Origin of the sequence: Natronorubrum aibiense, from assembly GCF_009392895.1 — an archaeon.
GTDB lineage: Archaea > Halobacteriota > Halobacteria > Halobacteriales > Natrialbaceae > Natronorubrum > Natronorubrum aibiense.
Genome location: NZ_CP045488.1, coordinates 185,889 through 203,488, shown reverse-complemented (window position 1 = coordinate 203,488; position 17,600 = coordinate 185,889). Strand labels below are relative to the sequence as shown.

19 protein-coding genes are annotated in these 17,600 nt (G+C 63.9%); 12 read left to right on the top strand and 7 right to left on the bottom strand.

Annotated features, from left to right (window positions below; all coding sequences use genetic code 11):
• Window positions 1–60: 60 nt before the first annotated feature.
• From GCU68_RS01090 to GCU68_RS01065, 6 genes are all read left to right on the top strand, one after another.
• On the top strand, window positions 61–591 hold the full coding sequence (locus GCU68_RS01090) for a helix-turn-helix domain-containing protein (RefSeq protein WP_227014897.1): 531 nt from the start codon (window positions 61–63) through the stop codon (window positions 589–591).
• Window positions 592–688: 97 nt separating this feature from the next.
• Window positions 689–1,564: an alanyl-tRNA editing protein gene (locus GCU68_RS01085; protein WP_152938633.1), complete on the top strand. Its 876-nt coding sequence runs from the start codon at window positions 689–691 to the stop codon at window positions 1,562–1,564.
• A gap of 71 nt (window positions 1,565–1,635) precedes the next feature.
• A complete protein-coding gene (locus GCU68_RS01080; RefSeq protein ID WP_152938632.1) occupies window positions 1,636–2,874 on the top strand; it encodes a mandelate racemase/muconate lactonizing enzyme family protein in 1,239 nt (412 codons plus the stop codon).
• A gap of 473 nt (window positions 2,875–3,347) precedes the next feature.
• Window positions 3,348–4,001: a bifunctional 4-hydroxy-2-oxoglutarate aldolase/2-dehydro-3-deoxy-phosphogluconate aldolase gene (locus tag GCU68_RS01075; RefSeq protein ID WP_152938631.1), complete on the top strand. Its 654-nt coding sequence runs from the start codon at window positions 3,348–3,350 to the stop codon at window positions 3,999–4,001.
• 608 nt (window positions 4,002–4,609) lie between these two features.
• Window positions 4,610–5,677 (top strand): glucose 1-dehydrogenase, encoded by a 1,068-nt coding sequence (locus GCU68_RS01070; RefSeq protein ID WP_152938630.1) that lies wholly within the window; start codon window positions 4,610–4,612, stop codon window positions 5,675–5,677.
• A 50-nt stretch (window positions 5,678–5,727) separates the two neighbouring features.
• Window positions 5,728–6,966 (top strand): mandelate racemase/muconate lactonizing enzyme family protein, encoded by a 1,239-nt coding sequence (locus tag GCU68_RS01065; protein ID WP_152938629.1) that lies wholly within the window; start codon window positions 5,728–5,730, stop codon window positions 6,964–6,966.
• Between the two features lie 19 nt (window positions 6,967–6,985).
• On the opposite strand, the gene GCU68_RS01060 is transcribed toward GCU68_RS01065, so the two are convergent.
• Complete coding sequence (locus GCU68_RS01060) at window positions 6,986–8,890, bottom strand: glycoside hydrolase family 15 protein (protein ID WP_152938628.1); 1,905 nt, start codon at window positions 8,888–8,890, stop codon at window positions 6,986–6,988.
• A gap of 178 nt (window positions 8,891–9,068) precedes the next feature.
• Here GCU68_RS01060 and GCU68_RS01055 point away from each other — a divergent pair, with 178 nt between their 5' ends.
• Complete coding sequence (locus tag GCU68_RS01055; RefSeq protein WP_152938627.1) at window positions 9,069–10,142, top strand: S1C family serine protease; 1,074 nt, start codon at window positions 9,069–9,071, stop codon at window positions 10,140–10,142.
• A 58-nt stretch (window positions 10,143–10,200) separates the two neighbouring features.
• On the opposite strand, the gene GCU68_RS01050 is transcribed toward GCU68_RS01055, so the two are convergent.
• On the bottom strand, window positions 10,201–10,416 hold the full coding sequence (locus tag GCU68_RS01050) for a hypothetical protein (protein WP_152938626.1): 216 nt from the start codon (window positions 10,414–10,416) through the stop codon (window positions 10,201–10,203).
• Between the two features lie 155 nt (window positions 10,417–10,571).
• Between GCU68_RS01050 and GCU68_RS01045 the strand changes: the two genes are divergently transcribed.
• Complete coding sequence (locus GCU68_RS01045; protein WP_152938625.1) at window positions 10,572–10,745, top strand: protein translocase SEC61 complex subunit gamma; 174 nt, start codon at window positions 10,572–10,574, stop codon at window positions 10,743–10,745.
• Window positions 10,745–11,182, top strand: coding sequence for a transcription elongation factor Spt5 (locus GCU68_RS01040; RefSeq protein ID WP_152938624.1), 438 nt, complete (start codon window positions 10,745–10,747; stop codon window positions 11,180–11,182). The genes GCU68_RS01045 and GCU68_RS01040 overlap by 1 nt, the downstream gene beginning before the upstream one ends.
• A gap of 222 nt (window positions 11,183–11,404) precedes the next feature.
• Here GCU68_RS01040 and GCU68_RS01035 read toward each other — a convergent pair whose 3' ends face one another.
• Window positions 11,405–11,692 carry a DUF7565 family protein gene (locus tag GCU68_RS01035; RefSeq protein WP_152938623.1) on the bottom strand — a complete coding sequence of 96 codons (288 nt, stop codon included), beginning with the start codon at window positions 11,690–11,692 and terminating at the stop codon, window positions 11,405–11,407.
• A gap of 216 nt (window positions 11,693–11,908) precedes the next feature.
• Here GCU68_RS01035 and GCU68_RS01030 point away from each other — a divergent pair, with 216 nt between their 5' ends.
• Together GCU68_RS01030 and GCU68_RS01025 are read left to right on the top strand one after the other, a co-directional pair.
• A complete protein-coding gene (locus tag GCU68_RS01030) occupies window positions 11,909–12,721 on the top strand; it encodes an enoyl-CoA hydratase/isomerase family protein (RefSeq protein ID WP_152938622.1) in 813 nt (270 codons plus the stop codon).
• A gap of 74 nt (window positions 12,722–12,795) precedes the next feature.
• Complete coding sequence (locus GCU68_RS01025; protein ID WP_152938621.1) at window positions 12,796–13,566, top strand: PHP domain-containing protein; 771 nt, start codon at window positions 12,796–12,798, stop codon at window positions 13,564–13,566.
• Between the two features lie 33 nt (window positions 13,567–13,599).
• Here the strand turns inward: GCU68_RS01025 and GCU68_RS21160 are convergent, their stop codons facing one another.
• The 4 genes from GCU68_RS21160 to GCU68_RS01010 form a co-directional block, all read right to left on the bottom strand.
• Window positions 13,600–13,755 carry a hypothetical protein gene (locus GCU68_RS21160; RefSeq protein WP_168927059.1) on the bottom strand — a complete coding sequence of 52 codons (156 nt, stop codon included), beginning with the start codon at window positions 13,753–13,755 and terminating at the stop codon, window positions 13,600–13,602.
• 77 nt (window positions 13,756–13,832) lie between these two features.
• Window positions 13,833–14,309 (bottom strand): DUF5615 family PIN-like protein, encoded by a 477-nt coding sequence (locus GCU68_RS01020; RefSeq protein WP_152938620.1) that lies wholly within the window; start codon window positions 14,307–14,309, stop codon window positions 13,833–13,835.
• Window positions 14,310–14,315: 6 nt separating this feature from the next.
• Window positions 14,316–16,067: a DNA polymerase/3'-5' exonuclease PolX gene (polX, locus tag GCU68_RS01015; RefSeq protein WP_152938619.1), complete on the bottom strand. Its 1,752-nt coding sequence runs from the start codon at window positions 16,065–16,067 to the stop codon at window positions 14,316–14,318.
• Window positions 16,067–16,507, bottom strand: a complete 441-nt coding sequence (locus GCU68_RS01010; protein ID WP_152938618.1) for a DUF5788 family protein — start codon at window positions 16,505–16,507, stop codon at window positions 16,067–16,069. The genes polX and GCU68_RS01010 overlap by 1 nt, the downstream gene beginning before the upstream one ends.
• Before the next feature lie 128 nt (window positions 16,508–16,635).
• Here GCU68_RS01010 and GCU68_RS01005 point away from each other — a divergent pair, with 128 nt between their 5' ends.
• The gene (locus tag GCU68_RS01005) at window positions 16,636–17,577 is read left to right on the top strand and encodes a rhomboid family intramembrane serine protease (RefSeq protein ID WP_152938617.1); all 942 of its coding nucleotides are present in this window, start codon (window positions 16,636–16,638) and stop codon (window positions 17,575–17,577) included.
• The last annotated feature ends 23 nt before the right edge of the window (window positions 17,578–17,600 follow it).

Below are 17,600 nucleotides of genomic sequence, written 5' to 3'. Positions count from 1 at the left end.
GGGGTGACACGGGACCGATCGGAGCGGAGATTTGAAATGCGGCAGTTGCCAAAGAATACCATGGCTAAGTATTCGACGGGTTCGTCCTCCGGCGGCGGCGGGACGAACTGCGAACTCTGCGGTGCCGAGAGCGATTCGCTTCGACTCGCCTCCGTTGCGGGTGCCGAACTCGAGGTCTGTCCGGACTGTGCACCACACGACGACAATCAGAGTCGCTCGCACGGGAGCGGTGGCCAGCGCGGGTCCCAGGGCGGCCGCGGTGGCTCAAGCGACGAACCGACTCGCAAACAGAAGGCGGCCCAGAACGTCGCCAAGGCGAATCCGGTCTGGGACGGCGACTCGAAACACTGGGAGAAAGAGGGGACGAACTACAGCGACGATCCGCTGCCGTATCTCGTCTCGGACTACGGCGAAACGGTCGTCGAGGCTCGCCGGGACGCCGGCCTGCAGCGCGAGGAACTCGCCGAGGAACTCGGCGCACGCGAGAAAGACCTCCTCGCGGTCGAACAGGGCCGTGCGACCCAGGCTGGCATCGGCGGCGGCTTGATCGCCGCGCTCGAGGAACGACTGGACGTGACGTTGTCCGAGTGACGACGATCCGAACTGCGTCGTCGTCGAACACGCACGCGGCGTCGCCGATCGAGACATAGCGAGTATACTTTTGGTAGCGGCCGAGAGAGTGCACTCGATGACCGGACAACGGGCGGCACGGGAGCCGTACGCCACGCGATTCGAAGCCGAGGTGACGGCTGTCGATGGGAACCGCGTCTGGCTCGAGACGAGTTACTTCTACGGCGCAAGCGGTGGCCAGCCGGCCGACCGCGGCACGATCGGCGGACTCGAGGTCGTCGACATCCAGTACGTCGACGGCGACCCGGTCCACGTCGTCGCCGAGGAACCGTCGTTCAGACGGGGCCACCGCGTCCTGTGTTCAGTCGAGTGGGCGTTTCGGATGTACTGTATGCGGGCACACACGGCGGGCCACATCCTCGCCGGTGCCGTCAAGCGAACGCTCGGGAAGGGGGCCGTCGGCAACCTCGAGCTCGACGAGGAAACAGTCAGTCTTGCACTCGAGGCGGAATCGGTCGACGAGGAGACGCTGCTCGAACTGGACGAACTGGTTAATCGGATCGTCTGGGAATCCCGCCCGGTGTCGTGGGAGGACGTCCCGCTTGCGACGGCGCGCGACCGGGGGCGAATCCGATTCAATGAGGATGACGCGAGCGCCGTCGACGTCGAGACCGATCGCGTGCGAGTCGTCACGATCGACACCAACGACAGCAACGGCACCGGCGCGGTGCGCTCGAGCGCCCGCGGACAGTGGGATATCGCGGCCTGCGGTGGCACACACGTCCGGAACACGCGCGAAGTCGGCCCGGTGACGGTGTGCGGCCAGTCGACCGGCGACGACGGACTGCCCACGATCGAACTCGCCGTCGGGCCGAACGCAATCGAGCGACGAGCGGCCGAAAAGCGCGCCGCGTTCGCAACGCGACGGGCGCTCGCGGTCGACCTCGAGGCCGTTCCCGACGAACTGGACCGGCTGGAGCCGTCGTCGCGATAGACCGGACGGCTCATCCACGGCCACTGCACTGCCGGTGAAACCTATTACTCGCGCGGCGGTGACCGTTCGGTATGGGAGTCGATTACACGCGGCTGCGCGACCCGAACGCGGAGTACACGATGCGAGATCTCTCCGCGGAGACGATGAACGTCACGCGCGAGCGCGGGAATGGCCGCGACGTCGAGATCACGGACGTCCAGACGACGATGGTTGACGGGAACTTCCCGTGGACCCTCGTACGGATTTACACGGACGCCGGGATCGTCGGCACCGGCGAGGCCTACTGGGGCGCGGGCGCGCCCGAACTCATCGAGCGAGTGACGCCGTTCCTGCAGGGCGAAAATCCGCTGGACATCGACCGCCTTACCGAACACCTCGTCCAGAAGATGTCCGGCGAGGGCTCGATTGGCGGCGTCACCGTCACCGCGATCTCGGGCGTCGAAGTCGCGCTCCACGATCTGGCGGGCAAGATCCTCGAGCTACCCGCGTATCAATTGATGGGCGGGAAGTACCGCGACGAAGTGCGCGTCTACTGTGACTGTCACACCGAGGAAGAGGCCGACCCGATCGCGTGTGCCGACGAGGCCGAACGCGTCGTGGAGGAACTCGGCTACGACGCGCTGAAGTTCGATCTCGACGTCCCCTCGGGCCACGAGAAAGACCGCGCGAATCGCCATCTCCGCGCGCCGGAGATCGAACACAAAGCCTCGATCGTCGAGGCAGTCACCGAACGCGTCGGCTCGCGTGCCGACGTCGCCTTCGACTGTCACTGGACGTTCTCGGGTGGCAGCGCGAAACGCCTCGCGAAACGCTTGGAAGAGTACGACGTCTGGTGGCTCGAGGACCCGGTGCCGCCGGAGAACCACGATGTCCAGCGGGAAGTCACCCAGTCAACGAGCACCCCGATCGCCGCCGGCGAGAACGTCTATCGGAAACACGGCCAGCGCCGGCTGCTCGAGGAGCAGGCCGTCGACATCGTCGCTCCGGACATGCCGAAAGTCGGCGGCATGCGCGAAACGGCCAAAATAGCAGATCTCGCGGACATGTACTACGTCCCCGTCGCGATGCACAACGTCGCCTCGCCCGTCGCAACGATGGCCAGCGCTCACGTCGGCGCGGCGGTGTCGAACACGCTCGCCGTCGAGTACCACTCCTACGAACTCGGCTGGTGGGAGGACCTCGTCGAAGAGGACGTCATCGAGGACGGCTACATCGAAATTCCCGAGAAACCGGGTCTGGGAGTCACGCTCGACATGGACGCCATCGCCGAGCACATGGTCGACGGTGAGGAGTTGTTCGATGAAGCGTGAGCTTCGTCGGGTTCGCTGAGCGTCGTTCAGCGGTATTCGACGAAGCCTGATCGGAAGCACACTGACGATTCCGAGTTGCGAGCCGAGATGCCAGATTCCAGAGTCCGTCTCGGCCGTCTACTGGGTGGGCCAACGTGAGACTGCCTTATGATGTATTATTACACCATATATTTACTACGCTACCGTCGATAATCGCACCGTGAACCGGAGCAACGAATCCGAACCGAGCAGCGGACGGCCGGTCACCGACGACGGCGCTCCTGAATCCGACCACGAGTTCGAGAGCGGAGACGGTCACTCTTTGACCGATCGACGACTAAGTCGTTTGTTCTAACTGGTTTTTCGATCTAGAGTAAATTTATTGATCCAGGGGGCGAACGGGCTTCCATGATGGGACGGCAGTCCACAGACTGGCGATCGAGCGGTCAAACGGCGACACCACTAGAAGCACACCTCGCGAAGGGAGGGGTTCGATGACTGACGCACGCAGTCTCAGAGATCGGATCGTCGAGAGTGGCGTCATCGCTGTCCTCCGTGGCGTCGACGAGGACGATATCGTGCCGGTCGCGCGGGCAATTCACGACGGCGGCGTCGCCGCACTCGAGGTGACGGCCGACGGGAAACGCTCGAGCGAGAAGATCGCGGCTATCGACAGGGAACTCGCCGACACCGACGCCATCGTCGGTGCCGGGACGGTCCTCGACGCCGCAACCGCACAGTCAGTGATCGACGCGGGCGCGGAGTTCGTCGTTTCACCACACACCGACGCCGACATCGTCCGCACCTGTAACCGACACGGCGTGCTCTGTGCGGCAGGCGTCATGACGCCGACGGAGGCCGTGACCGCGATGGACGCCGGCGCGGACGTGCTCAAACTGTTCCCCGCCTCGTCGATGGGGCCGGGACACATTGGCGCGCTTCGGGGGCCGCTCGGCGACGTCGACGTCATTCCGACCGGTGGCATCTCGCGTGAGAACGCCGCTGACTACCTCGAGGCCGGCGCTGTCGCCGTCGGCGCGGGCGGTGCGATCGTCGACGACGACGCCATCGCTGCCGGCGATATGGAGCAGGTCCGGGAGACGGCTGCCGCGTTCGTCGACGCCGTCGAAGACGCGCGCAGCGAGTGATCGGCAGGCGACTCGAGTCGCGGTGGACTCGTCGCGGACGCGATCGATCGGTGTTGATTCTCGGTGGCCGGGCATCGGTATCTTCGTCACGAACACGGACTTCCCTTTTTTCGACCGCAACCAAATCCAAGACGATCCTACGGATCTCTTGATCTGCTCGAGCCTCGCTGAAGTAGCGACAGCCTCGACCGAACACGACCACGTGCGCTGGGCGACATACTATTGAATAGCCAATATTTACTACCAGTGTTTTATCAGCGTTCATGAATGGTGACGGCAGCGAACGGATCGGTCGACGTGGACACCTACCCGTTCGATGGCCGTCGGAATCGCCACTGGACCCGACGGTTCGCCCTCGAGAGCGGATGGACGCTCGACCGTGGGGCTGAATCATCCCCTGTGATTACGCATTCGTCCGAGCTGCGCTGCCGGTAGCACCGTTCTCGGCCCTAAAAGCGCGAACTTCGGTGGTCGAACGTGGAGCTTCGTTCGAGTGTGATGATCGATCGTGTCTATTTCTGGAAAGGTACTGTCGGTCGCGCAGCGCTGTTCAAACATTTACTACGGATAGGGTAAATCTTTTATCGGCTGGCAGCCTTGCTCGAGGTATGAAAGCGATCGCTGTCGAACCCGGGGCCGGGGAACCCGTCCTCGTAGAAAAACCCCGTCCCGAACCGTCCCCTGGCGAAGCGCTCGTTCGCACGCTTCGCGTCGGCGTCGACGGGACCGACCACGAAGTCATCGCAGGCCACCACGGCGCGCCGCCCGAGGGTGCAGATCGACTCGTGCTCGGGCACGAAGCCGTCGGCGTCGTCGAGGATCCAAACGGTACCGACCTCGAGGAAGGCGAGTTCGTGGTTCCGACGGTTCGGCGCCAACCGAACGGGACGAACGAGTACTTCGAGCGCGGCGAACCCGATATGGCTCCCGACGGTCAGTATACCGAACGGGGCATCGTCGGCGCGCACGGGTTCATGTCGGAGTATTTCACCAGCCCGGCGGAGTACCTCGTGCGGATCCCCGATCGACTCGCCCCACTCGGCTTTTTGGTCGAACCGATCAGTATCTCGGAGAAAGCCATCGAACACGCCGTCGCCTCTCGTTCGGCGTTCGAGTGGGAACCCGAATCGGCGCTCGTCCTCGGGAACGGCTCGCTCGGGTTGATCACGCTCGCGATGTTCGAGACGGTTCTGGACATCGACCGGACCTACTGTCTCGGCCGCCGCGACCGACCGCATCCGACGATCGATATCATCGAAGAACTCGGCTCGACGTACATCGATTCCCGCGAAACGCCAGTTCCCGAGATTCCGGATGCCCACGAATCCGTCGATCTGATCTACGAGGCGACCGGCTACGCCAAACACGCCTTCGAGACGGTCGACGCGCTCGCCCCCAACGGCGTCGGCGTCTTGCTCGGCGTCCCCGAACCTTGGGAGTTCGAGGTCGACGGTGGCCGACTCCACCGCGAACTCGTCCTCCACAACAAGGCGCTGCTGGGCACCGTCAACTCCCATCGCGGTCACTTCGAATCCGCGGTCGACACCCTCTCACAGCTCCCCGCATCGTTCACCGACGACCTCGTTACCGGCGTCTACGGCCTCGAGGAGTTCAACGCTGCTTTCGAAACCGATGACGACGTCGTGAAGACGGCGGTCGAATTCGATAGCGTCTAATCTCGAGATAAACAGAAATTATTACTACTTTCGAAGTTAGAATCCAACACATGGGAGTCGATTACACGCAATTACACGATCCGAACGCGGAGTACACGATGCGGGATCTCTCCGCAGAAACGATGAACGTCACGCGCGAGCGCGGGAATGGCCGCGACGTCGAGATCACGGACGTCCAGACGACGATGGTCGACGGGAACTTCCCGTGGACGCTCGTGCGAATTTACACGGACGCCGGGATCGTCGGTACCGGCGAGGCCTACTGGGGCGCGGGCGCGCCCGAACTCATCGAACGAATGACGCCGTTCCTGCAGGGAGAGAACCCGCTTGACATCGATCGCCTGACGGAGCATCTCGTCCAGAAGATGTCCGGCGAGGGCTCGATTGGCGGCGTCACCGTCACGGCAATCTCGGGCATCGAAGTCGCCCTTCACGATCTGGCGGGCAAGATTCTCGAGGTCCCAGCCTATCAGCTGCTCGGCGGCAAGTACCGTGACGAGGTCCGCGTCTACTGTGATTGTCACACCGAGGAAGAGGCCGATCCAGTCGCCTGTGCTGACGAGGCCGAGCGCGTCGTCGAGGAACTCGGCTACGACGCGCTGAAGTTCGACCTCGACGTTCCGTCGGGCCACGAGAAAGACCGCGCGAACCGCCATCTCCGCGCGCCGGAGATCGAACACAAAGCCAGCATCGTCGAGGCGGTCACCAAACGCGTCGGCTCGCGCGCCGACGTCGCGTTTGACTGTCACTGGACGTTCTCGGGTGGCAGCGCAAAACGCCTTGCCAAGCGTCTCGAGGAGTACGACGTCTGGTGGCTCGAGGACCCGGTGCCGCCGGAGAACCACGACGTCCAGCGGGAGGTCACCCAGTCGACGACGACGCCCATTACGGTCGGCGAGAACGTCTACCGCAAACACGGCCAACGCCGGCTGCTCGAGGAACAAGCGGTCGACATCATCGCACCCGACATGCCGAAAGTCGGTGGCATGCGCGAGACCCGGAAGATCGCCGACCTCGCGGACATGTACTACGTCCCCGTCGCGATGCACAACGTCGCCTCGCCCGTCGCGACGATGGCCAGCGCTCACGTCGGCGCGGCGATTCCGAACTCGCTGGCCGTCGAGTACCACTCCTACGAACTGGGTTGGTGGGAGGACCTCGTCGAAGAGGACGTCATCGAGGACGGCTACATCGAGATCCCCGAGAAACCGGGACTCGGCGTCACGCTCGATATGGACGCCGTCGAAGAGCACATGGTCGACGGTGAGGACCTCTTCGACGAAGCGTAACTCGGCTGACGGCCGTCAGTTATATCTCCGGTGAATCACCACGGCGAAACAGCGTCTCGACGTTTTCGGGGTCGAAATCCGCCGGCGCGACGTCGCCATCGCACTCGAGCGCCCGCGTCAGGTAGGTCGCGCTGTTTATCAATCCTAGGTGGGAGAACGCCTGCGGGAAGTTCCCCAGCAACTGGCCGGTTTTGGGATCGACCTTTTCTGAGTACAGGCCAAGTGGTATCGCGTGCTCGAGCAAGTGCTCGAAGTACTCCCGGGCGCGGTCCAGACGGTTCGAGAGGACGAGCGCGTCGACGAGCCAGAACGAACAGAGGAAGAACGCCTTCTCCTCGTCCCGGCGGATATCACTGTTGATGAACCGGACGACGAGTCCGTCGTCGGTCGCCAACTGCTCGAGGACGGTGTCGATCGTTGCCTGCACGCGCTCGTCTTCGGGCGGGAGGAACTCGTAGATCGGTATCAAGAGGGCAGTCGCGTCGATCGCCGTCTCGGTCTTGAAGTGCTGGACGAAACTCCCTGCTGTCTCGCTGAATCCGCGCGTCTCGATGGTCTCGCGGACGGCGTCTCGGTCCCCACGCCACGCGTCGAGTGGAGCCTCGAGGTCGTTTTCGACCGCAAGGGCGATACCGCGGTCGAGGGCGACCCAACACAGGAGTTTCGAGTGTAAGAAGTGGCGGCGCTCGTTCCGGAACTCCCAGATCCCGGCGTCGCGTTCGTTCCAGTGGTCACAGACGTAGTCGACGATATCGCGGATCGCGCCCCACTCGTCAGCGGTGATCGTCGTTGCCGGGTCGAACTGAATCGTCTCGTAAACGGCCTGCACGATGGTCCCGTAGATGTCGAGTTGCTGTTGGGGACCGGCGGCGTTCCCGATGCGGACGGGACCCGTCTCGCGATAGCCAGTGAGGTGCTCGAGCGTTCGCTCCTCGAGTTCGTCGCCCGACTCGCCGTGGAGTCCGTAGACCGGTGTGATCGACGCCGGATCGGTGCGGGCGATGTCGGAAAACCACTCGAAGTACTCCCGCGCTTCCTGTTTGTGTCCCGTATCGTGCAGCGACTGGATGGTAAACTTCGCGTCGCGGATCCAGTTGTACCGGTAATCCCATGTTCGATCCGAGCCGATCGCCTCCGGAATCGACGTGGTCGCCGCGGCCGGAATGGAGCCGGTCTCGTGGTGGATCAACAGCTTCAACAGGAGTTCCGAGCGGACGACCATCTCGTGCCAGCGCTCGGGGATCGTCGTTGGTGCACCGTCACGACGACCCACCCACTCGCGCCAGTATCGTTTCGTCTCGTCGAGCACGTACTCCCGATCGACTGCCGAGGCCGGCTCTCGACCCCCGTACTGCACCCAACACCAACATCGCTGGCCTGCTTCGAGCGAGATCGTTCCCGCGGCCGTCGTCGAGGTCGTGACCTCGAGGGCTCGCGCGAATGGGGCGTCGGTGGCGAGATGGAGCCGCTCGCCATCGCCAGTCGCCATCACCCCGTCGTCGGTTCGCTCGAGTGCTGGTTCGGTTCGTGCGTAGTCGAACCGCGGCTCGAACTCGATCTGCAGCTCGACGCGGCCGCGATCACACTCGAGACAGCGATAGATCGCCTGCTGGAACCGGTCGCCGTCCGGTTCGCCGCCGTTGCACAGCGGCATGAAATCGGTCACCGTCGCCTGCCCATCGGCCGTTTCGAACGTCGTCTCGAGGATGTTCGTCCGATCGAGATAGCGGTGGTTCGATTCGTAGTCGGCAGCCGGAGACACGGCGAAGTGACCGCCTCGCTCGGCGTCGAGAACCCGAGCGAAGACGCTCGACGACTCGAGGTGTGGAAAGCAACACCAGTCGATCGATCCGTGGCGGCTGATGAGCGCACAGCTGTCGTCGTTGCCGATGAGACCGTAGTCACGAAGCGGTGGATACTCCATACGAGTGGGCAGTGGCGGCAGGTGACGGTGTCAGTGGTTAGCGAACGGTCCGGATACATCAGTAACACGTACCAGCCACAAGAAGCGTCGGCAGGCAGCGGCCGGGGACGGTCGCGTTCGTCGTCGAGATGGCCGTGCTGGGCAGTGTTTTATTGTACTCGTCGGGGTGGCACTGTACGTGTCACCACCCACTTACCCCCTCTCTCGTCGGCGATACCTGCGACTGGCCGCCGGATCGACCGCGGCACTCGGTTTCGGTGGCTCCGCAGCGGCAGCGACCCAAGACGACCTCGAGTCGGATCGTCGGTACGTAACCGTCTACGAGGAGACCATCGACGACGTCGTGCTCGTCAACGTGTTCGGAACCGACGGCGAGACGGCCGGCGGACTCGGTTCCGGGTTCGTCATCGACGACGAGCACGTCGTGACCAACCAACACGTCGTCCAAGAAGCGAGCGAGGTCGAACTCCAGTTTCGCGACGAACAGTGGCGAACGGCATCAGTCGTCGGGACGGACGTCCACAGCGACCTCGCCGTGCTCGCCGTCGACGAGTTGCCCGACGGGCCCGACGGCCTTGCGTTTGCCGACGGGAAACCCGAAATCGGCGCGGAGGTGCTCGCGCTGGGCAACCCCCTGGGCCTCGACGCGTCGATTTCCCAGGGGATCGTCAGTGGAATCGACCGGTCGCTTCCGAGTCCGACCGGGTTCTCGATCCCGGCGGCGATTCAGACCGACGCGCCGGTCAATCCCGGCAACAGCGGCGGTCCGCTCGTCGACCTCGAGGGTGACGTCGTCGGCGTCGTCTTCGCCGGGGCGGGGCAGGCGATCGGCTTTGCGATCTCCGGGCTGCTCGCCGATCGCGTCGTCCCTGCACTCATCGAAGACGGCGCGTACGACCACCCGTACATGGGCGTGAGCGTCTTCCCCGTCGGGCCGCTGATCGCCGACGCGAACGACCTCGAGGAGCCACGGGGCGTGCTGGTCACCGACGTCGCCCCCGACGCGCCGGCGGACGGCGTCCTCGAGCCGGCAGACGAGACGGAGACCGTCGACGGCGACGCCGTCCCGGTCGGCGGCGACGTGATCGTCGCCATCGGCGATCAGGAGATTCCCAACCAGGACGGACTCGCCTCGACGCTCGCACTCGAGACGGCCCCCGGGGAGACGGTCGCGATCGAGGTCGTCCGCGACGGCGAGCGTGAGACGGTCGATCTCACCCTCGAGCCCCGACCGGACGCCAACGCGCCCTGATCGATCGGAGCACTGTGAATCGCGGATCGACGCAGTTCCGACCGGTTGGTCGTGATCGTCAGGGCTCGTCCGTGTCTGCCGACTCGTCCGCCTCCGTCGGTTCCTCGAGTTCCTCGCGGTCGTCCGCCTCCTCGCGTGGGGCGTTCTGGGTTCCGAGATCGTCGCCGGCGTCGACTGTGTCGGGATCGCGGTCGATTCGCTCGAGTTCGTCTTCGATTTCGGCTTCTCTCTCGGCTTCGTACTCGTCTGCACGGTCGGTGTCGTCTTCGGCCATGACAGGTACGATTCGTCCTTGAGCAGGTTGGGTGGCGGGCCGTCGACTGCAACGCTGGGGTGGGTGGGGTGTGCTCGACTCGAGGCCCAGTTACTCTCGAGTTCCCAGCAGACACGAAAGACAAATAAAAGAAGCCGCGCTGTGAATACATATATATGGACGTTCCGTACGACCTGACCTCGTACGTTCGGGTGTTGAAGATGGCGACGACACCCACGACTGAGGAGTTCCTTCAGGTGTCGAAGATCGCCGGCGCAGGAATCCTGCTCATCGGGCTGATCGGCTTCCTTATCGGAGTCGTAATGCTCGTCCTGACTGGTGGTCTCTAATGGGTATTTACGCAGTCAAGACCACGGCGAGCCAAGAGCGCACCGTCGCGGACATGATCATCAACCGCGAGGAGCCGGAAATCCACGCCGCACTCGCGCCCGATTCGCTGACCTCCTACGTGATGGTCGAAGCGGATGGCGACGCCGTCTTGAACCGTGTCCTCGAGGACATTCCCCACGCCCGGAGTATCGTGCCCGGCACCTCAGACATCTCGGAGGTCGAGCACTTCCTCTCGCCGAAGCCGGACGTCGAGGGAATCGCCGAAGGGGACATCGTCGAACTCATCGCTGGTCCGTTCAAAGGCGAGAAAGCTCAGGTCCAGCGCATCGACGAAGGTAAAGATCAGGTGACTGTCGAACTGTACGAGGCAACGGTTCCGATCCCGGTGACGGTTCGGGGCGATCAGATTCGCGTGCTCGACTCCGACGAGCGCTAACGCGCTCGTCAAGCAGTCAGCGCGGCAAAGCCGTGCTGAATATAGCGTCGAACGGTAGTTCGTCGGACCATGCGAACGGGCGCGTTGCGCCCGTGAGCAGACAGTGACGAACAGTAGAAATCGAAGCACTCGGCTCGAGTCGTCGACGGAGCGGCTGGTATTTTACACTGGATTTTATACGACGCGAGGCAAGACGGCTCGCTGCTCGAGGAAACGCGGTCGCTATCGCTTCAACTCGGCAGCGATCGTCTCCATGTCCGCGACGTCGTCAATCACCTCTAAGAGTTCCTCGCGGGTGCGGACCGCTTCGGAGCTCGCGCCGTAGGCGCGGACGTATTCGGCGCGGCTATGCTCGGTGAAGGCGTGTCGAATCGCGAGGTAGCCGTCAGGCACGACGGTGCCACAGACCTGACACTCCTGTCGGGTGTGTTCCGTCGCTTGATGGACGATCGTCGACTCGACGTCCTCGAACACCGCACCGCAGCCGTCGATTCCGCATTCCCAGGCCATTCACTCTCACTGAACTGTTCGAGTGGCTTGCCTAATGATCCTTTCGCAGCCATCCCCGCCATTCAGTGAGGTATCCTGTGACGGCAGCGGCGCTCCAGCGGGGACGCCAGTGCGCCCGAACCGTCGTCTAACTCGTCGGAACCGACGGCTGCACCAGCGTTCGACCGATCGATTCATAATGATTGTTGCCATCACACGTACCTACGCGATCTATCAATGTCGAGTGAGCCCGCCAACACCGAACAGTTCGAATCAGTGACAGTCAGCCGCGATGGCTACGTCGGACAGATCACCCTCGACCGACCCGAGGCGATGAACACGTTCAGCACGGGCCTCGCGCGGGACCTCGACGACGCACTACACGCACTCGAGGCGGACTCGGAGGTCCGGGCGATCGTCATCGATGGGGCCGGGAAGACGTTCTCGGCTGGAATCGATCTCTCCGAGCACGGCGACCACGAGACCGAAGCCGACTACGAGGAGTGGGTCACGGTGATGGAAGCGCCGTTCCAGACGGTCACGGAGATGGGGACGCCGGTGATCGCTGCCGCCCACGGTCACGCGGCCGCCAACGGAATCGGGCTGGTCGCGGCCTGTGATCTGGCCGTGGCCGCCGAGGGAACCCAGTTCGGGGCAACGGCACCGAAAGTCGGCCTGTTCTGTATGGGACCGTCCGTGCCGCTGATGAAGGTGCTTCCCAGAAAACGGTGTCTCGAGTTGGTGTTGACCGGCGAACTGATCGACGCCGAAACCGCCCTCGAGTGGGGCCTGATCAACCGCGTGGCGCCAAGCGGCGAACACCGAGCGCACGCCCTCGAACTCGCCGAAACCATCGCGACCAAGAGTCCGACGGCGGTCCAGATGGGCAAGCAAGCGTTTTACGAGATGGTCGAACGGGAGTACGACGACGCCCTCGAGTACTCGAACGAGCAGTTCGGGGCGCTCTGTACGACAGCTGACGCGCGTGAGGGAATCGACGCGTTCCTCGCGGGCGACCCACTCGATGCCGACGAGTGGCCCGGCGAATAATCGGGCCCGCGACGACTGCCGTTCGTGGCCGACAAATCAGAATTCATAACTCAACTGTCCCAAAAGAGGTGCCCGTGAGCGACGGTACAGCAGCGGAGACCCGAGTCGACTGTCACGTGAAGGTGCTCAACGATGCGGTCGTCGAGCGAGCCCGTGCTGTCGGACTCGACGTCCTCGTCTACGCCCCGCATTTCACCCGCCTTCCGGAGATCAGACGACAGGCAGCCAGCTACTCGACCGATGACCTCTTGGTCGTCCCCGCGCGAGAGGTGTTTACCGGCTCGTGGCGAAACCGCAAACACGTGTTGGCGGTCGGCCTCGAGGAGCCGGTCCCGGATTTCATCTCCCTCGAGGCGGCGATGGCCGAGTTCGAACGGCAGGGGGCCGCCGTGCTCGTTCCGCATCCCGAGTTCGCGACAGTAAGTCTCGGCGAGTCAGATCTCCGACGGTACGTGGACGTCGTCGATGCCATCGAGGTCTTCAACCCGAAACACTTCCCGGCACACAATCGTCGGGCCCGCGAGCTCGCCGAGAAACTGGCACTGCCGCCGTTTACGTCGTCGTATGCCCATCTCCCGCAGTCCGTGGGTGTTGCACATACCGTCCTCGATCGGACCATCGAAACCGAAGCCGAACTCGTTTCCGCGTTCGAAGACGGCGTTGCCCGTCGAATCGTCTACAACAAGGGGAACGGCCGGTGGCGAACGACGGCGCTCGAACTCGCCCACCTCTGTTATGAAAATACCTGGGAGAAGATCGACCGGCTCTTCCTGTCGGGCACTGAGCCGACTCACCCACACCACATTGCGTACGACGGTCGGTTCGACGACGCCTCCGTCTACTGATCGCCCGTTCGGATCACGGCCCCGTCGACATCACTACTCGTCTTCGAGTGCGTCGGCGATCCGCTCGAGTTGGATTCCAACGTAACAGAGCGCCTGCGTTTGCATGATCGCCGGATCGTTGCTCCACTCGTTGGCGATGTACGCTGCCTGTCTGCCCGCTCGATCGAGATGGTTGTCATCATCCGGCATGAATCCCTATTCGTCGTCGATCGGTGAAATCGTTCGGGTCAGTTCGATGTCGTGAGACCAGCGAGTGCAGTAACGAGCTACTGCTCGTCATCGTCGTCACCGTCGGTCCGATCGAGACTCGAGAGCGTCTCTGCAACCCGCTCCCAGTGGCTGCCGCGCCAGAAGTACTGTCCACAGCGTCGGCAGCACCGAACGTCGACCGTGGCGGGATCGGGCGCGTACTCGGGTGTCGACGCCGACGGCTCGACGTCCTCGAGCGGGCCGTTACACCGGCCACAGAACGCCGGCTCGGTTGCGAGCGTGAAATCGACGCCCGCGGCCGCGAGTTCGGCGAGCTGGTCCTCGACGTCACGTGACTCGAGCAAAATCGATTCGTCGGCGCGGTTCGCGAGGTGGACGTCTCGAGTGATCAGCGTTCGATTCTCGTCTCGAGCCACGTCGAGGAGGTCGTCGTCGGCCTCGAGGTCGCGGTCGCCGGCGTAGACGGTGTCGTGGTTGCACATCCGAAGGTGCGAGACCACGCCGCCACACATGACGTCGAGCAGGAACTTCATTGGGGCTCAGTGCAAGAACGCGCGCAGGTCCTCGAGCCCCCACGTGTTGATCACGTCGTCGGGTTCGGCCCAGCCGCGACGCGCGGTGTGGACGCCCCAGCGCATGTACTCGAGGGTCGACGGCTGGTGGGCGTCCGTGTTGACCGCGATAGGGGCTCCCTCCTCGAGGGCGGCCTGAACGGCGCTGCCCCAGAGGTCGAGCCGTCGGGGATTGGCGTTGATTTCGAGGGCAGTGTCGTTGGCAGCGGCAGCTTTTCCGAGGGCAGTCGCGTCGAACTCGAGGCCCGAGCGTTCGTTGAGCAGTCGGCCGCTTGGGTGGCCTAGCACGTCCACTGCCGGGTTTTCGATGGCGTGGACGAGTCGCTCGGTCGCCGTCTGGGCGTCCTGATCGAGGCCGCTGTGTGGCGAGGCGACGACGACGTCCAGCGCGTCGATCACGTCCTCGGAGAGCCCGATTTCGCCGTCGGCGTCGACGTTAGCCTCGATACCCGCGAAGACGGTGATCTCGTGTGCGGCGGCGACCTCGCGGATCGCTTCGATCTGTTCGATAATCTCGGTATCCGAAAGACCCATTCCGCCGACGATACCGGGCCCCTCGGCGTGGTCGGCGATGCCGTAGTACTCGTAGCCCATGTCCGCGGCACCCTCGATCATCGCCTCGATCGAGGTGTTGCCGTCGGACCACTCGGTGTGCGTGTGGAGGTCACCACGGATGTCCGCTCGCGTGAGCAGATCGGGCAACGCGTCGTTCTCGGCGGCGGCGATCTCCCCGCGATCCTCGCGCAACTCCGGCGGGATCCACGGCAGGCCGAGCGACTCGTACATTCCCGCTTCCGTGTCGCCCGCGACGCGGTCGCCGACGCGCAGTCCGGCGTCGGGGTCGTCGATCTCACTAACGTCGAACGCGCCGTACTCGTTGAGCTTCATCCCACGATCGATCGCGTAGTTGCGAAGCCGGACGTTGTGGTCCTTGCTCCCCGTAAAGTACTGCAGCGCCGAGCCGAACTCCTCGGGGACGACGACCCGCAGGTCGACGCGAATCTCGCCGACGCGGACGCTCGCCTTCTCCGGGCCGGACTCGATCTCGCCGTCGACCGACTCCCAGTCGACGAACGCCTCGACGACGTCCTCGCCCGCATCCGTCGCCGCGAGCACGTCCACGTCGCCGATCGTCTCGCGCCACCGGCGGATCGAGCCCGCGACCTCACAGCGTTCGACGGCCTCGAGCCCCTCCAGAAACGCCAGCACGTCGTCTGCGAGGGGCCGCCCTTCCCCCAGCAGGTAGCGCTGGCCGATCTGGCGGGCGAACTCGAGGTTGTCCCGAATGTTCTGTTCGGTCTTCGGGCCGAATCCCTTAACTTCCTGAATCTCGCCGGCTTCGGCGGCTGCCTCGAGGTCGTCGAGTGTCTCGATCCCCAGTTCGCGATACAGTTTGCCCGCGGTTTTGGGACCGACGCCCTCGATGCGGGTGATGTCGGCGATGTCGATCGGCAACTCGGCGCGCAGTTCCTCGAGTTCCTCGATCTCGCCGGTTTCGACGTACTCGACGATTTTGGCGGCGATAGCGTCACCGACGCCGTCGATTTCCTCGAGGACGGCTTCGTTCCCGCTCGCGACGGGATCGGCGATCGGGACGGGGTGTGCGCGGATGTTCTCGGCCGCCCGGCGATATGCGCGGGGTTTGTACTCGACGTCGTCGGCCTCGAGTAGGTCGGCGAACTCCTCGAACCGGCCGGCGATCTCGGCGTTGGTCGCCATCAGCGCCCCCTCCGTGCTGCGCCGTCGTCATCCCGGCCGAGTGCTTGCTGCAGGAACGACATCCAGCGTTTCTTGTCGGCGGCCTGCTGGGCCTTCTGTTCGCGCTCTAAGTCCGTCGGGCCGAGACTCTCCAAGGCGTTCAGCGCCCGATCGATCCCGATGATGCTGCCGGCGAGTTCCTCGCCCTCCTCGCGGGTGATGTCCCGCTCCTCGATCGCTTCGATGCGCTCGTTTCGCTCCCGCCTGAGGTTCCGTTTGGCCTGCTCGACACGGTCTCGTTCGCCGGCCGGCACCGTCTCGCGGCGTTTGATCTCGAAGACGAACGTCCGGAGATCGATCGCCTCGCCCTGGACGGTGATCGTCTCGGGAATGTCCGCGCCGACGGTCGCACTCTCGCGTTCGACCCGCTCGAGTAACTGCTTGCGCTCGTACTCTTGCACGTCCCGATATCCGGGTTGGGTGGGCAAAAATGTACAGTCCGACGACTCGAGAGTGTCGCCGCGAAAGCGGACCCACGAGACGGCCAGAACCCCAAATCCCTTAGCGGTGCCACACATACCCCCCGGCAATGGCCACGTGCGACGTCTGTGGGAAGGAAGAAAGCATGCCCTACAACTGTCGGCACTGCGGGGGGACCTACTGTTCGGAACACAGACTCCCGGAAAACCACAGCTGTTCCGGGCTTCAGAACTGGAACGATCCCAGCGGCGTCTTCGACAGTGGGTTCGACGACAGCGTCGGGAACAGTGGCAGTACCGCTCGCTCCTCGAGCATCACTGACAAACTCCCGATCGATACGGGGCCCGGTGGCCCACTGGCGTACTTCCGTGGGAACGCGACCTACACGTTTCTCGCGCTGATGTGGATCACCTTCCTGTTACAGTTGGTCGTGCAGGCGACACTCGGCACCGGAGTAATGCGGACGCTGTTCGTATTGACACCGCAGCATCCGGAGTACGTCTGGACGTGGTTTACGTCGATCTTCGCCCACGGGAGCTTCATGCACATCGTGTTCAATAGCATCGTGATATTCTTCTTCGGGCCGCTCGTCGAGCGCTACGTCGGCTCGAAGCAGTTCGCGAACCTCTTTCTCGTCAGCGGTGCGCTCGCCGGACTCGGCCAGATCGCGATTCAGATCCTCCAGGGGCCGATCACCCCGTTCACAGCCGGTGTGCTCGGCGCCAGCGGTGCTGCACTCGCGATTATGGGCGTGATCACGGTCCTGAACCCGAACCTGACGGTCTACCTCTACTTCATCCTCCCCGTGCCGATCTGGGTGCTGACGGCAGGGACGGCGCTCATCAGCGTCTTCTTCATCGGCACCGGCGGCGGCGGAAACATCGCTCACATGGCCCACCTCGTTGGCCTCGTGATCGGTCTGGGCTACGGCGAGTACGTCAAGCGGACCCAGAACGTCCGCACGCCGAGTCAGTTCCAACTCGGCGGCGGCCCGGGTGGACCCGGCGGTCCGGGCGGTCCCGGTGGCCCCGGCGGTCGCCGTCGGTTCTAACGACAGTCCCACAACCCCGTAAC